This is a genomic window from Mycobacteroides chelonae CCUG 47445, assembly GCF_001632805.1.
GTDB classification, from domain to species: domain Bacteria; phylum Actinomycetota; class Actinomycetes; order Mycobacteriales; family Mycobacteriaceae; genus Mycobacterium; species Mycobacterium chelonae.
On sequence record NZ_CP007220.1, the window covers coordinates 557,955 to 571,148 of the forward strand.

The 13,194-nt window shown below is 63.5% G+C and carries 15 protein-coding genes; 8 read left to right on the forward strand and 7 right to left on the reverse strand.

What is annotated here, in order from left to right:
• Window positions 1-7 precede the first annotated feature (7 nt).
• Both fadA6 and BB28_RS02825 read left to right on the forward strand, forming a co-directional pair.
• Window positions 8-1,156 (forward strand): steroid 3-ketoacyl-CoA thiolase FadA6, encoded by a 1,149-nt coding sequence (fadA6, locus tag BB28_RS02820; protein ID WP_046252440.1) that lies wholly within the window; start codon window positions 8-10, stop codon window positions 1,154-1,156.
• Between the two features lie 26 nt (window positions 1,157-1,182).
• The gene (locus tag BB28_RS02825; protein ID WP_064393360.1) at window positions 1,183-1,512 is read left to right on the forward strand and encodes a hypothetical protein; all 330 of its coding nucleotides are present in this window, start codon (window positions 1,183-1,185) and stop codon (window positions 1,510-1,512) included.
• On the opposite strand, the gene BB28_RS02830 is transcribed toward BB28_RS02825, so the two are convergent.
• On the reverse strand, window positions 1,509-1,847 hold the full coding sequence (locus tag BB28_RS02830) for a hypothetical protein (RefSeq protein WP_046252441.1): 339 nt from the start codon (window positions 1,845-1,847) through the stop codon (window positions 1,509-1,511). The genes BB28_RS02825 and BB28_RS02830 overlap by 4 nt on opposite strands.
• A gap of 147 nt (window positions 1,848-1,994) precedes the next feature.
• Between BB28_RS02830 and BB28_RS02835 the strand changes: the two genes are divergently transcribed.
• Window positions 1,995-2,894: an endonuclease domain-containing protein gene (locus BB28_RS02835; RefSeq protein ID WP_046252442.1), complete on the forward strand. Its 900-nt coding sequence runs from the start codon at window positions 1,995-1,997 to the stop codon at window positions 2,892-2,894.
• Window positions 2,895-2,910: 16 nt separating this feature from the next.
• Here BB28_RS02835 and ipdC read toward each other — a convergent pair whose 3' ends face one another.
• The 4 genes from ipdC to BB28_RS02855 are packed head-to-tail and all read right to left on the reverse strand — an operon-like array spanning window position 2,911 to window position 6,369.
• Window positions 2,911-3,987, reverse strand: a complete 1,077-nt coding sequence (ipdC, locus tag BB28_RS02840; protein WP_046252443.1) for a (3aS,4S,5R,7aS)-5-hydroxy-7a-methyl-1-oxo-octahydro-1H-indene-4-carboxyl-CoA dehydrogenase — start codon at window positions 3,985-3,987, stop codon at window positions 2,911-2,913.
• Window positions 3,984-4,733, reverse strand: a complete 750-nt coding sequence (locus BB28_RS02845; RefSeq protein ID WP_046252444.1) for a CoA-transferase subunit beta — start codon at window positions 4,731-4,733, stop codon at window positions 3,984-3,986. Before BB28_RS02845 ends, ipdC begins: the two co-directional genes overlap by 4 nt.
• Entirely contained in the window at window positions 4,730-5,599 is an 870-nt protein-coding gene (locus BB28_RS02850; RefSeq protein ID WP_046252445.1) for a CoA transferase subunit A, read from the reverse strand. The genes BB28_RS02845 and BB28_RS02850 overlap by 4 nt, the downstream gene beginning before the upstream one ends.
• Window positions 5,599-6,369, reverse strand: coding sequence for an enoyl-CoA hydratase family protein (locus BB28_RS02855; RefSeq protein ID WP_030095748.1), 771 nt, complete (start codon window positions 6,367-6,369; stop codon window positions 5,599-5,601). Before BB28_RS02855 ends, BB28_RS02850 begins: the two co-directional genes overlap by 1 nt.
• Before the next feature lie 94 nt (window positions 6,370-6,463).
• Between BB28_RS02855 and BB28_RS02860 the strand changes: the two genes are divergently transcribed.
• Window positions 6,464-7,279 (forward strand): SDR family oxidoreductase, encoded by an 816-nt coding sequence (locus BB28_RS02860; RefSeq protein WP_046252446.1) that lies wholly within the window; start codon window positions 6,464-6,466, stop codon window positions 7,277-7,279.
• A gap of 3 nt (window positions 7,280-7,282) precedes the next feature.
• On the forward strand, window positions 7,283-8,194 hold the full coding sequence (locus BB28_RS02865) for an SDR family oxidoreductase (protein WP_046252447.1): 912 nt from the start codon (window positions 7,283-7,285) through the stop codon (window positions 8,192-8,194).
• Between the two features lie 31 nt (window positions 8,195-8,225).
• Here the strand turns inward: BB28_RS02865 and BB28_RS02870 are convergent, their stop codons facing one another.
• Window positions 8,226-8,726 carry a nitroreductase family deazaflavin-dependent oxidoreductase gene (locus tag BB28_RS02870; RefSeq protein WP_046252448.1) on the reverse strand — a complete coding sequence of 167 codons (501 nt, stop codon included), beginning with the start codon at window positions 8,724-8,726 and terminating at the stop codon, window positions 8,226-8,228.
• A gap of 17 nt (window positions 8,727-8,743) precedes the next feature.
• Here BB28_RS02870 and BB28_RS02875 point away from each other — a divergent pair, with 17 nt between their 5' ends.
• Both BB28_RS02875 and BB28_RS02880 read left to right on the forward strand, forming a co-directional pair.
• Window positions 8,744-9,130 (forward strand): DUF8021 domain-containing protein, encoded by a 387-nt coding sequence (locus BB28_RS02875; RefSeq protein WP_046252449.1) that lies wholly within the window; start codon window positions 8,744-8,746, stop codon window positions 9,128-9,130.
• A gap of 115 nt (window positions 9,131-9,245) precedes the next feature.
• Window positions 9,246-10,499 carry a cytochrome P450 gene (locus BB28_RS02880; protein ID WP_046252450.1) on the forward strand — a complete coding sequence of 418 codons (1,254 nt, stop codon included), beginning with the start codon at window positions 9,246-9,248 and terminating at the stop codon, window positions 10,497-10,499.
• Between the two features lie 47 nt (window positions 10,500-10,546).
• Here BB28_RS02880 and BB28_RS02885 read toward each other — a convergent pair whose 3' ends face one another.
• Window positions 10,547-11,707 (reverse strand): steroid 3-ketoacyl-CoA thiolase, encoded by a 1,161-nt coding sequence (locus BB28_RS02885; RefSeq protein WP_046252451.1) that lies wholly within the window; start codon window positions 11,705-11,707, stop codon window positions 10,547-10,549.
• A gap of 217 nt (window positions 11,708-11,924) precedes the next feature.
• Here BB28_RS02885 and BB28_RS02890 point away from each other — a divergent pair, with 217 nt between their 5' ends.
• Window positions 11,925-13,184, forward strand: a complete 1,260-nt coding sequence (locus tag BB28_RS02890) for a cytochrome P450 (protein ID WP_046252452.1) — start codon at window positions 11,925-11,927, stop codon at window positions 13,182-13,184.
• The last annotated feature ends 10 nt before the right edge of the window (window positions 13,185-13,194 follow it).

Sequence of the window (13,194 nt, forward strand, 5' to 3'; positions counted from 1 at the left end):
ATTCACCATGTCTGAGGCGTACATCATTGACGCTGTGCGTACCGCTGTCGGTAAGCGCAATGGCTCACTGTCCACGGTGCACCCGCTGGATCTGGGTGCGGCCACCTTCAAGGGGCTTTTCGACCGCGTCGACGTCGACCCCGACGCCATCGATGACGTGATCATGGGAGTCCTGGACGCCATCGGCGGGCAGGCCGGCAATGCCGGACGCCTCGCGTGGCTGGCCGGCGGTTACCCGGAAGAGGTGCCGGGCTGCACCGTCGACCGTCAGTGCGGATCGAGCCAGCAGGCCATTTCCTTTGCCGCGCAGGCTGTTATGTCCGGTACCGCCGACCTGGTGGTGGCCGGTGGCTTCCAGAACATGAGCCAGATTCCGATCTCGGCCGCGATGCTCGTCGGCAAGGAGTACGGATTCACTTCGCCCACAGCGGAATCCGAGGGCTGGCTGCACCGCTATGGCGATCAGGAAATCTCCCAGTTCCGCGGTGCGGAGATGATCGCCGAGAAGTGGGACATCAGCCGCGAGGAGATGGAGCAGTTCGCACTCTCCAGCCACGAGCGGGCCTTTGCTGCGATCCGCAACGGACACTTCGACAATGAGATCGTCCCGGTCGGCGACTTTCGCGTCGACGAGGGTCCGCGCGAGAGCACGCTGGAGAAGATGGCCGGGCTCAAGACCCTCGTCGAGGGTGGTCGTCTCACGGCCGCGCTGGCCAGCCAGATCTCCGACGGTGGTAGCGCGACGCTGGTCGCCTCGGAAAGCGCCGTGAAGGCACACGGGCTGAAGCCACGCGCGCGCATTCATCACATCAGCGCCCGCGGCGACGACCCAGTGTTCATGTTGACCGGCCCCATCCCCGCCACCAAGTACGCGCTCGCCAAGACCGGCCTGACGATGGACGATATCGACGTTGTCGAGATCAACGAGGCCTTCGCCCCTGTGGTGTTGGCATGGGCCAAGGAGCTGGACGTCGACCTGAAGAAGGTCAACCCCAATGGCGGCGCGATCGCGCTGGGCCACCCGCTGGGAGCCACCGGCGCCAAGCTGTTCGCCACCATGCTCAACGAGCTGGAGCGCACCGGCGGCAAGTACGGCCTGCAGACGATGTGTGAGGGCGGCGGCACCGCCAACGTCACCATTATCGAACGCCTCTGAGCGCATCGCGGGCGTAGCCTGAACTGATGCGTGCAGGAATCCTCATCGGCACGGCCGCAGCGGTGCTCGGCGTCATCGCGAGCAACGCGCCGGCATCTGCCGAACCGTGTCCGCCGGAGGTTTGCAGTATTCCTGGATTGCCGGGCGGCAGTCTGCCGTTCAATCCGCAGATGTCTGACCTGCCACAAGATCCGATGTGGATGGGTCAGGCCTGGGATTGGTTGAGCAAGCGGGACAACACGGGCATGTTCGATACCCCAGGGGCAGCGGAGTTCATTCGGTCGCAGCCATCCGATGTGGGGGTGCCGGAGCAGGCGCCGCCACCCCTACCGGGGCCTGCTCTACCGGCAGATTAGTTTCCGGCCCAGGTGCCGAATGGGACGTCAGGGTCGGTGCCCAGCGGGGTGTCCGGGTCGGCGCCACCGATGTCGTTGGCATGGTCCGGGACATAGGGATCTGTTCCGTACGGCACGTCCGGGTCAGCGCCGCCCTTGTTCTGGTCCTGCAATAACACGTGGTGCGGACCGCGGTCGGTCGGTAGCTCCATCGCCCCTTGTGAGGGTGCGTGGACGGGTTGCTCGGGTACCAATGGTTCGTCGGGGTCGGCCGCGGCGATCGGTGCGAGGACGAAGGCGGCGGCTGCGGCCAAACAACACGCAGCTGTCGAGAAGCTGAACGTTCGATGTCTCATATCTCCAGGATTCTCCCGCATTCTGTGAATCCGCTGTCCCTATCCTTGCCCATTCCTGCCGAGTGGGAATCTGGCGAGGGATTTCGGCCGATTTCCCTCGTGAGATTCCCACTCAGATTTGTCAGTGGTGAGTGGCATGCTCCCGCTATGGGGGAGGTTCCATGGCCGTTTCGTTCGGGTGAGGCTATTGCTTCTGGGGCTGTGACTGAGCACGAAATCCGTCGTCGATACGAACAGCTCTACCCATCCGTTTACGTTCCACGCGGATCGAATGTGACGGCCACACAGCGTGCGCGAGCCGCATGGTTATGGTCGCGGCGGGGCGGGGTGGTCGCGGGCCTGTCCGCGTCGGCGCTTCTCGGCTCGAAGTGGGTAGATGGTTCGGCCCCAGCGGAATTGATCTATCAAAACCATAAGGCGCCCAAGGGGTTGAGGGTTCACCGAGAGTCATTGCTGGCAGACGAGGTTGACCGCGTTGACGGCCTCGCGGCCACCTCGGCGGCACGCACGTCCTTCGATCTTGGACGCTGGTTGCCGCTAGACGCTGCTGTTGAACGCTTGGACGCCCTGATCGCAGCTACTGGTGTCAGCCCTGCACAGATTCTTCAGACTGCGGATATGCATCCCGGAGCCAGGGGGCTAGTGGCGCTCGGCAGGGCGCTGGAGTTGGTTGACGGTGGAGCGGAGTCACCTCAAGAAACCCGGACTCGGCTACTTCTCGTAAGGGCGGGATTCCCCACGCCGCGGACTCAGATCCGGGTCTACACGCGCTATGGAGAATTCGTCGCGAGGATCGACATGGGTTGGGAGGACCTCAAACTCGGAGTCGAACTCGACGGCGCCCAGCACTGGACTGATCCGCACCAGCGCTCCCGCGATGTCGATCGGTCAGCCGGACTCTCCGCAGAGGGCTGGACCATCATTCGGGTGACATCCGAGATGCTGCGGCATCGAGCGGGCACGATCGTGGCCCGGGTCGATGAGGCGTTTCGAACGGCGATGTCGAGTGGGAATCTGGCGAGGGATTTCGGCCGTTTTGCCTCGTGAGATTCCCACTCGGCGGTTAAAGGATGGCCGCGCTTGCACTCTTCAGATGGGCGACCGCGTCCGTCACGATCGCGTCGATCAGGTCTTGGCAGCTGGGCAGGTCATCAAGGATGCCCGCGACCTGACCGGAAGCGAGAACACCGGCACCGGTGTTGCCCTCCACCAGACCGGCCTTCAGCAGCATCGGGGTGTTCGCGGCCATGAGCACCTGAGACCAGGTGAGCTCCTTGCCGTGGCGCATCGCCAGGCCGTCTTTGACCATCGACGCCCACGTCATGCCCGACATCTTCTTGAACTTGGCCGCGTTCCGGATCGCTGCACTGAATCCACGTACCCGCGAACCGCTTTCGAGCTTCTCGACCAGCTCGGTGCGCAACACCCGGTGCGGCATGCCGTCGACCCTCGTCGACACCACGGTGCCGTCGAGGGCCGAGGCCAGGTAACGCTCCTTGACCGCATCCGGCACGGTGCTATCGGAGGTCAGCAGGAATCGGGTGCCCATGGCCACGCCGGCGGCGCCATACGACAACGCAGCAGCAAGTCCTCTTCCGTCGAAGAATCCTCCGGCGGCGATGACCGGCATTCCGGTGTCCTGCACGGCATCGAGCACCGAGGGCAGTAGCAGGGTCGTCGCGACCGGACCAGTGTGTCCGCCGCCCTCACCGCCCTGAACGATCACCGCGTCGGCACCCCAGGCGGCGACCTTCTTGGCATGCTTGGCCGCGCCGATAGACGGAACCACCACCACGCCATTGTCTTTCAGCTTGGCGATCAAATCCTGCTTGGGGGCCAGCGCGAACGAGGCCACCTTCACCTTTTCGCGGATCAGTAGGTCGATGCGCTCGGTGGCATCACCGGCGTCGGCACGGATGTTCACACCGAAGGGCTTGTCGGTGAGTGACTTCGTCTTCGCGACCGCGGCGACCAATTCTTCCAGCGTCATGGTCGCCGAGGCGAGGATGCCCAGACCGCCGGCGTCGGAGGTAGCGGCCACCAGGCGTGGTCCGGCCACCCAGCCCATACCGGTCTGGACGACGGGATGGTCGATGCCGACCAGCTCGGTCAGTGCTGTCTTGAGGGCCGGTGCGCTCATTGCTTGACTTCCTTGTCCCGGAACGACTTCGGATCGATCACCTCGCGAATGATCCGTAGCTCTTCGTCGGTAGGCAGGCGAGTCTCGCCGGCGTCGGCCAGCCCGTGCACCTCGAAGCTGGTGTTGGACGCGACGTCCTCGGCCGAGACGCCGGGGTGCAGTGACAGGGCCTGCATCTCGTGGTTGGGGCCGTTGAAATCGAACACACCCAGGTTGGAAATCACCCGGAACACGTTGAGGTACTTGTACGCCGGGTTGGCCGGGTCGACCTTGTCGTAGCCGACGCCCGAAACGATGTCGACAGAGTTCCCGAACACTCGCGCCGAGTGGTTACCCACCCAGTACGACGTGGCGTGGTTGATGGTGTTGCCGGGAGCGCCGCGCACGCCGAACATCTGCCGGGTCGGGTGCTGCAGCGGCCCGAACGCCGAGAGGTTCTGATTGCCGTAGCGGTCAATCTGGTTGGCGCCCATGACGACATGCCGGCGGCCGGAGGCCACCACATCGAACACCTTGCGGAAGGGCATCCACCCTTCGATCGGCGAGATGCCGCCGATCGCCGGTGTCTCGGCCATCAGGACGGCCTCGCCATCGGAGAGCACCAGATCGGGGGAGAAGGTCAGGCGAGCCAGCCGGGCGCCGACGGTGGACATGGTCGACATCGCGGAGGCCATGATCTCGCCTGCGTCCCTGAACAACTCGGCGCACGCCACGGCGCATACCTCAGCGCGGGTTGCCTCGCTCATGCCTGCTGCTCCTTAAACCGCTTAACGGCTGCCTGGTAGTCCTCTTCGGAACCGGACAGGTAGGTGTCGACGAAGGTCTGCCAAGTCTCCGGATCCCCGGCGGCCTCGGCGTAGTGCCGCTGGAACTTTTCGTCGCGGCCGTAGTCGGCGGCGCCGATGGTGAAGTGCGCGCCACCGGGTGCTTCCACCACCTTGTCCACCATCATGCGGTTCAGCAGAAGCGACTGCAGAGGAACGGTTTTCACCAGTTCCTCGGTGGAGACGACCTTCTCCACCGAGAGGAAGCGGCGCTCGGCTGCCAGGCAATAGAGGTCGTCGAAGTATGGGTCCACGCCGGTGTAGGCGGCATTGCCGGTGGCGTCACCCAGGTTCAGGTGCACGAATGCGGCGTCCAGATTCAGCGCGGGCATCGCGACCAGGGTCTCGTTATCCGCATACGGCGATGTGACGGTCTTGAGCTCGTCGCCCCAGAAATTCATGACGTCCGAGCCCAGCCCTGCCCGGATGGGCAGGAACGGCAGGCGGGCGGCGGCGGCTTCCAGGCCGCACTTGACCATGCCTTCATCCATCTCGCGGGACTCGATCGCACCGGTGGTGCGCGCCTTGGCGAACCACGGGTCATAGAACGGCGGCGAATCCAGGGACACGAAGCCGTAGTAGGCCTTTTTGACCTTGCCCGCCGAACACAGCAGGCCCAAGTCCGGTCCGCCGTAGGTGACGACCGTCAAATCCTTGACATCCGAACGCAAGATCGCGCGCACGAAGGCCATCGGCTTGCGGCGCGAACCCCAGCCGCCGAGGCCGATGGTCATGCCGCTGCGCAGTTCGGAGACGACCTCGTCGAGAGTGCTTGTCTTGTCTGCCATTAGTTTCCCTTCGGCTTTCCGGTCTCGACGAATGCGTCGCGGTGCTCGTCGGCGACACCGGCCAGGTTGAGCTCGAATGTGAAGCCCTGTTCCATGCGATAGCTGGATTCGACGTCCTGCGGATCGATGAAGTTGATGGCTTCCTTAGCGGCCCGGATGACGCGGGTGTCCTTGGCCGCGATGTCACGCGCGACGCGCAGCGCGGCCTCGTCGAGCTCCTCTCGTGGCACCACCTCATGAATGGATCCATAGTGGTGCAACGTTTTTGCGTCGACCTTGGCCGCCGTGTAGAACATCCGGCGCATCACATGCTGGGGCACCAATCGCTGCAGATGAGTGGCGGTGCCAAGTGCGCCACGGTCCACCTCGGGCACGCTGAACACCGCGTCGTCGGAGGCGACGATCACATCGGCGTTACCCACCAGGCCGATTCCGCCGCCGAGGCAGAAGCCGTTGACGGCGGCGATGACGGGCACCTTGCAGCGGTAGACCGCGCTGAAGGCTTCGAAGCAGCCGCGATTGGTGTCGATCAAGGCGGTGAAGCCCTGTCCTTCTGCCTGAGTGCGCTGCATTTCCTTGATATCGGCGCCCGCGTTGAACCCGCGCCCCTCGGCTCGCAGGATCACGACGTGGGTGGACGGGTCGTTGCCGGCCGCCAGGATGGCGTCGGCCAGCTCAAACCATCCGCGCGAGGGGATGGCGTTGACCTTCGGATAGTCGACGGTGACGGTCACGATGCCCGGTTCAACCGTCGCGGTGATGATGCCCATGAGACTCCTCAAGGTACCGAAACAAGCACTTGCTTGGTACGCTACCATGGCTCGAAAGCGCAGGACAAACAGCAGGAATACAGCAAGGAGTGACGTGCGAACCCCTTACGAACTCGGCCTCGCGGGTCGCGTCGTGCTGGTCACCGGAGGTGTCCGCGGCGTCGGTGCCGGGATCAGCCGGGTGTTCGACGAGCTCGGTGCGACGGTGATTACCTGTGCGCGCCGTCCCGCACCTGATGGTCTTCGCGCAAGCGGCTCATCCCAGAGCCTCCCGTACGAATTCCATTCCTGCGATGTCCGTGATGAAGAGTCGGTCGATGCGCTCATCGACACCGTTGTTTCCGCACATGGACGTCTGGACGCCGTCGTCAATAACGCCGGTGGTGCGCCCTTCGCACTGGCTGCCGATGCGAGCCATAACTTTCATCGCAAGATCATCGAACTGAATCTGCTCTCCGCCCTGCTCGTCTCGCAGCGCGCCAACGCCGTGATGCAGCGGCAGGACGAGGGCGGCGCCATCGTCAACATCACCAGCGTGAGCGCAAGCCGTCCTTCGCCGGGTACCGCCGCATACGGCGCCGCCAAGGCCGGGCTCGAGAGCCTGACCCGGAGCCTGGCTGTGGAATGGGCGCCCAAGGTGCGGGTGAATGCCCTGGCTGCCGGAATGATCCGCACCGAGCTCTCGGAAATGCACTATGGCGATGAAGAGGGGATCGCGTCCGTCGGCGCGACGGTGCCGCTGGGCCGCCTTGCCAATCCGGACGAGATTGGTTGGACGGCAGCGTTTCTTGCCTCACCCCTGTCCTCGTACGTGACGGGTTCGGTTCTTACGGTTCACGGTGGAGGGGAGCGTCCCGCGTTCCTCGACGCCGCCAATGTCAACAGCAATGAGAACGGCGAAAAGGAATAGAACATGCCAGGTTTGCTCGACGGTCGGGTCGTCATCATTACCGGTGCGGGCCGGGGCATCGGACGTGCGCACGCGCTGGCGTTCGCGGCCGAAGGCGCCCGTGTGGTCGTCAATGACATCGGTGTGGGCCTGGATGGATCGGCTGGCACCAGCCCCGCTCAGGAAGTGGTCGAGGAGATCAAGGCTGCCGGTGGCGAGGCCGTCACCAATGGTGATGATGTCGCCGACTGGAACGGCGCCAAGAACCTGATCGACACCGCCGTCAATTCCTTTGGCCGTCTGGATGTTCTGGTCAATAACGCCGGATTTCTGCGTGACCGGATGCTCGCCAACATGAGCGAGGAGGAGTGGGACGCGGTGATTCGTGTGCACCTCAAGGGGCACTTCGCGCCGCTGCGTCATGCCGCCGCGTACTGGCGTGACGAGTTCAAGGCCGGCAACGCGGTGGATGCCCGCATCATCAACACCAGCTCCGCCGCCGGGCTGCAAGGCAGTGTCGGGCAAGGGAACTACGCCGCGGCCAAGGCAGGTATCGCCACCTTGACCCTGCAGGCTGCTGCCGAGATGGGCCGCTATGGCATCACTGTCAACGCCATCGCTCCGGCCGCGCGTACCCGGATGACCGAGGCAGTGTTCGCCGAGACCATGGCCAAGCCCGAGGACGGTGCATTCGACGCGATGGCCCCGGAGAACGTCTCGCCGCTGGTGGTGTGGCTGGGCAGCCCGGAGTCGCGCGCGGTCACCGGAAAGGTGTTCGAAGTCGAAGCCGGCATCATTCGCGTCGCTGAGGGATGGGCGCACGGTCCGCAGGTAGACAAGGGTGCTCGTTGGGACCCAAGTGAATTGGGTCCCGTGGTCACGGACCTGCTCGATAAGGCTCGTACGCCGGTTCCGGTCTACGGCTCACAGGGTTAGCCGTCTCGCCGACACGGGGTGTCGATGGGAGCTAGGGCTCCAGGATGACCACGGGGATCTTGCGGGTCGTGTACGACTGGTACTTGGCGAAGTCGGCGTAGAGCTCGACCAGCTTGGGCCAGTAGTACGCGCGTTCCTCGTCGGTCGCGGTGCGGGCCGTCATCGTTCGGATATCGCCCTTTATCTGAACGGTGACTTCAGAATTCGCCTTCAGGTTGAGGTACCACGCCGGATTGGCGTCGCGTCCTCCCTGCGACGCCACCAGGACGATCTTGTCGCCGTCGGGCAAGTAAAGCAGCGCGCTCAACCGCTTCTGTCCGGTCTTGCGGCCGACGGTGGTGATCAGCAGTACCGGTATGCCCCAGGGGAAAGCCGCACCCACACGCCACTTTCCGCCGAGGCGGCCGTCAGTCCGCTGATACAGCCAGACATTGGCGGTGGTCATCCACTTGATCAGCTTTCCAGCCAATTCGGAGTTCAGCTGGGCGGGTGCATTCGCGGATGAGCCGCTCGCGGCAAGACCATCAGACATGGCCCTATGCTACGAGGGTGTCAACACCTGGAGCCTCAGACGAAGTACGTATTGCCGCCGCAAATGCCTACATCGAAGCCCTCGTCACCCATGAGGCAGACGCGGTGCCGTTCGCCCCGGAATGTGTGCGGATCGAGCAGGGTGTCAAGACCGGTTTCTCCGGAGATCACTTGCGGCGCAGTTTGAATAACGGACCGCAGTTCCGGCTGATTGGCGCCGCGTCCAATCGGCAGTTTCGTGTCGAAGGTGACAACGTCATCGCGAGTTTCGTCATCGAGACCAAGGCAAAGGTCGCCGGATGGCGCGTCGTGGCAAAAGTGGACGAGACGTTCAAGATTCCGGCGACTGATCCGCGGATCCACCACATTCGGGCGATCTTCGTCCCGAAGCTGTCACGCGTATAGAACGCGTTCTAGATTGGGGGATTTTCCTCCGCACACCCTTGTCCCGGGGTTGATTTCTATGCTTCACTGCCACTAGAGCCATTAGTGAAATGCATCACAGGCCGGGAGGTACAGCGTGGTACAGGCCCAACATCCCCACTTGCCCGATGGCATCGACTTCACCGATCCCGATCTTTTTGTGCACGGAATCCCAGAGGTCGAGCTTGCCGAACTGCGGCATACCGAACCGATCTGGTGGAATCACACCGAGCGCGGGGTCGGCGGATTCGATGATGACGGTTTCTGGGTGGTGTCCAAACATAAAGATGTCAAAGAGATCTCACTTCGGTGCGACATATTCTCGAGTGAGCAGAACACCGCGATACCACGCTATCTGTCCACCACGCCGCGCGAGCGCATCGACGCGACCCGCTTGATCATGCTGAACATGGACCCCCCGCGGCACAGCAGATTGCGGCACATCATCAGCCGAGGGTTCACGCCGCGGGCGGTCAACCGGCTCCGCGATGACCTCAACGCCCGCGCACAGGGCATCGCGAAATCGGCGGCCCAGCTCCAGCACGGCGACTTCGTGGAACAAGTGGCTTGCGAGCTTCCGTTGCAGGCCATCGCGGGTTTGTTGGGCACTCCACTCGAGGAACGTGAGCAACTGTTCGACTGGTCCAACAGGCTGGTGGGTTCCGACGACGGCGAAGACGACAGCGCGATCGCCAGTGCCGAGCTGTTGATGTACGCGATGCAGGTCGCGGCACGCAAGACAGCGGAGCCAGGTCCGGATATCTGTACCGACCTGGTCAATGCCGACATCGATGGGCAGAAGCTCTCCGATGACGAGTTCGGCTTCTTCGTCATGCTTTTGGCGGTGGCCGGCAATGAGACGACCCGTAACTCGATCACTCACGGCATGCATGCCTTCACGCAGTTCCCGGAGCAGTGGGAGTTGTACAAGAAGGAGCGTCCGGAGACGGCGGCCGATGAGATTGTCCGTTGGGCGACGCCGGTGACGTCTTTCCAGCGTACTGCGTTGGAGGACACCGAGCTTGGTGGCGTGAAGATCAAGAAGGGTCAGCGTGTGGTCATGATGTACCGCTCGGCCAACTTCGATGAAGAGGTTTTCGACGATCCGTTCACCTTCGACATCATGCGTAACCCCAACCCGCATGTGGGTTTTGGCGGAAATGGCGAACACCATTGTGTCGGATCCAACCTGGCCCGCATGACCATCAACCTGATGTTCAACGCCATCGCCGACCACCTGCCGGACCTCGCGTCGACGAGCGAGCCTGACAGGCTGCGGTCCGGTTGGCTCAACGGGGTCAAGCACTGGGAGGTTGACTTCTGCCCGGCCGGGTTCGGGCGGGCCAGCTGACGAAAAGGCCCCCGGGCACCGAGGTGCCGGGGGCCTTCGCGCAGGTACTAGATCCGCTCGATGATGGTGCCGGTGGACAGCGCGCCACCAGCACACATGGTGATCAAAGCCGTTGACTTGTCGGTACGTTCCAGCTCGTGCAGTGCCGTGGTGATCAGGCGGCTGCCGGTGCTGCCGACGGGGTGCCCCAGCGCGATGGCGCCGCCGTTGACGTTGACCCGGTCGAAGTCCGGCTTGTGCACTGCGGCCCAAGAAAGCACCACCGAGGCGAAAGCCTCGTTGATTTCGACGACGTCGATATCGCCGATCTTCATGCCCGCGCGGTCCAGCACGCGCTGTGTCGACTGCACCGGGCCGTCCAGGTGGTAGTAGGGCTCGGCACCGACGAGCGCCTGCGACACGATGCGGGCGCGCGGCGTCAGGCCCAATGAGCGGGCCTTGTCCTCGTCCATGAGCAATACCGCGGCCGCGCCGTCGGAAATCTGCGAGGACGTACCGGCTGTGTGAATACCCTCCGGCATAACGGGTTTGAGGTTGCCCAGAGATTCCAGGGTGGTGTCGCGCAGGCCCTGGTCGCGGCTGACCGTCAGGGTCTCACCGGTGGGGTTGCCTTCCTTGTCCACCTGCGGCGCATCAAGCGCGGTGATCTCGCGATCGAATCGTCCTTCGGCCCATGCCTGCTTGGCCAGTGCCTGCGAGCGCACTCCGAGCCCGTCGACATCGGCGCGGGTGATCCCGCGGTGCTTGGCAATCCGCTCTGCTGCCTCGAACTGATTGGGCATGTCGATATCCCAGGAGGCGGGGCGGGGGATGCCGGTGCCGCCGACGTTGGCGCCCAGTGGCACGCGGCTCATCGATTCGATACCGCAGGCGATGCCGGTGTCGATGGCACCGGAGTAGATCAGGCCGGCGATGAGGTGGTTGGCCTGCTGCGCGCTGCCGCACTGGCAGTCGATGGTGGTGGCACCGGCGGCTTCGGGCAGCCCCGCGTGCAGCCATGCCTGCCGAGTGATGTGGCCGCCCTGCTCACCGAACTGGGTGACACAGCCGCCGATGACCTGCTCGACTTCGTTCGGATCCAGACCTACGCGGGTGATCACCGACTTCTGGATGCTGCCGAGCAGCTCGGCCGGATGCAGGCCCGCGAGCCATCCACCACGTTTGCCGATGGCGCTGCGCGTCGCTTCGACGATGACCGGATTACCCATGGAGCTGCTCCTTTGCGCTCTGAACGTTGACTTCACGGTAGAACACGTTCCAGTCTGGAAGCAATGAGAACGTGTTCTCCCCCCATCCACCACGTTTTGTCTGCGCTGATCGTGTGCTTCAATGGGGCTAGAGAGTGTCGTATCTCACTAAGCTCTCACTAGATGCTCTAACAAGATCGTCCCTGAATGACGCCCTGAAAGGCCATAGGAGTTCAACGTGGTGCACCCCAGCCTTCCCGCCGGTTTCGACTTCACCGACCCGGAGATCTACGCAGAACGGCTCCCGATCGAGGAGCTCAAGGAGCTACGGAAGACGGCTCCGATTTGGTGGCAGGAGCAGCCCGACGGCGTCGGCGGCTTCAATGACGGCGGGTATTGGGTCGTCTCCAAGCACAAGGACGTCAAGGAGGTGTCGCTGCGCAGCGATGTCTTCTCCAGCTGGGAAAACACCGCCATCCCGCGGTTTCAGGATGACATCACCCGCGAGGCCATCGAGCTGCAGCGCTACGTGATGCTCAACATGGACGCCCCGCATCACACCCGGCTGCGCAAGATCATCTCCCGCGGTTTCACGCCCCGTGCGATCGGCCGGCTGCGCGACGAGCTGAACGAGCGCGCTCAGCAGATCGCGAAGGCCGCCGCGGCGACCGGCTCGGGTGACTTCGTGGAGCAGGTGTCCTGCGAGCTGCCGTTGCAGGCCATCGCGGGTCTGCTCGGGGTGCCCATCGAGGACCGGGGCAAGCTCTTTAACTGGTCGAATGAGATGACCTCGTACGACGACCCCGAGTTCTCGCACATCGACCCGGCGGCATCGTCGATGGAGATCCTCGCCTACTCGATGGAGATGGCGAAGCAGAAGTCCGAGAATCCCGGCGAGGACATCGTGACCACCCTTATCAACGCCGAGGTTGAGGGCGAGGGCAAGCTCTCCGATGACGAGTTCGGCTTCTTCGTGATCATGCTCGCGGTGGCCGGCAACGAGACCTCACGCAACTCGATCACCCAGGGCATGATGGCCTTCACGCAGTTCCCGGAGCAGTGGGAGTTGTACAAGAAGGAGCGTCCGGAGACGGCGGCCGATGAGATTGTCCGTTGGGCAACACCGGTGACGTCTTTCCAGCGCACTGCGCTGGAGGACACCGAGCTTGGTGGCGTGAAGATCAAGAAGGGCCAGCGGGTGGTCATGATGTACCGCTCGGCCAACTTCGATGAAGAAGTCTTCGACGATCCGTTCAGCTTCAATGTCATGCGTAACCCCAACCCGCACATGGGATTCGGTGGCAGCGGTGCGCATTTCTGCATCGGCGCGAACTTGGCCCGGCTGACCATCAACCTGATGTTCAACGCCATCGCCGACCACCTGCCCAACCTGGCTCCGGCCGGCGACCCGAAGCGACTGCAGTCCGGCTGGCTCAACGGCATCAAGCACTGGCAGGTTGATTTCAACGGCGCCAGTGGTTGCCCGGTTCTGCACTAGTCATTCAAAA

Coding starts and splice junctions, on each gene's coding strand:
- fadA6 (WP_046252440.1), top strand. CDS start 8: ATGTCTGAGGCGTACATCATTGACGCTGTGCGTACCGCTGTCGGTAAG.
- BB28_RS02825 (WP_064393360.1), top strand. CDS start 1,183: ATGCGTGCAGGAATCCTCATCGGCACGGCCGCAGCGGTGCTCGGCGTC.
- BB28_RS02830 (WP_046252441.1), bottom strand. CDS start 1,847: ATGAGACATCGAACGTTCAGCTTCTCGACAGCTGCGTGTTGTTTGGCC.
- BB28_RS02835 (WP_046252442.1), top strand. CDS start 1,995: ATGGGGGAGGTTCCATGGCCGTTTCGTTCGGGTGAGGCTATTGCTTCT.
- ipdC (WP_046252443.1), bottom strand. CDS start 3,987: ATGAGCGCACCGGCCCTCAAGACAGCACTGACCGAGCTGGTCGGCATC.
- BB28_RS02845 (WP_046252444.1), bottom strand. CDS start 4,733: ATGAGCGAGGCAACCCGCGCTGAGGTATGCGCCGTGGCGTGCGCCGAG.
- BB28_RS02850 (WP_046252445.1), bottom strand. CDS start 5,599: ATGGCAGACAAGACAAGCACTCTCGACGAGGTCGTCTCCGAACTGCGC.
- BB28_RS02855 (WP_030095748.1), bottom strand. CDS start 6,369: ATGGGCATCATCACCGCGACGGTTGAACCGGGCATCGTGACCGTCACC.
- BB28_RS02865 (WP_046252447.1), top strand. CDS start 7,283: ATGCCAGGTTTGCTCGACGGTCGGGTCGTCATCATTACCGGTGCGGGC.
- BB28_RS02870 (WP_046252448.1), bottom strand. CDS start 8,726: ATGTCTGATGGTCTTGCCGCGAGCGGCTCATCCGCGAATGCACCCGCC.
- BB28_RS02885 (WP_046252451.1), bottom strand. CDS start 11,707: ATGGGTAATCCGGTCATCGTCGAAGCGACGCGCAGCGCCATCGGCAAA.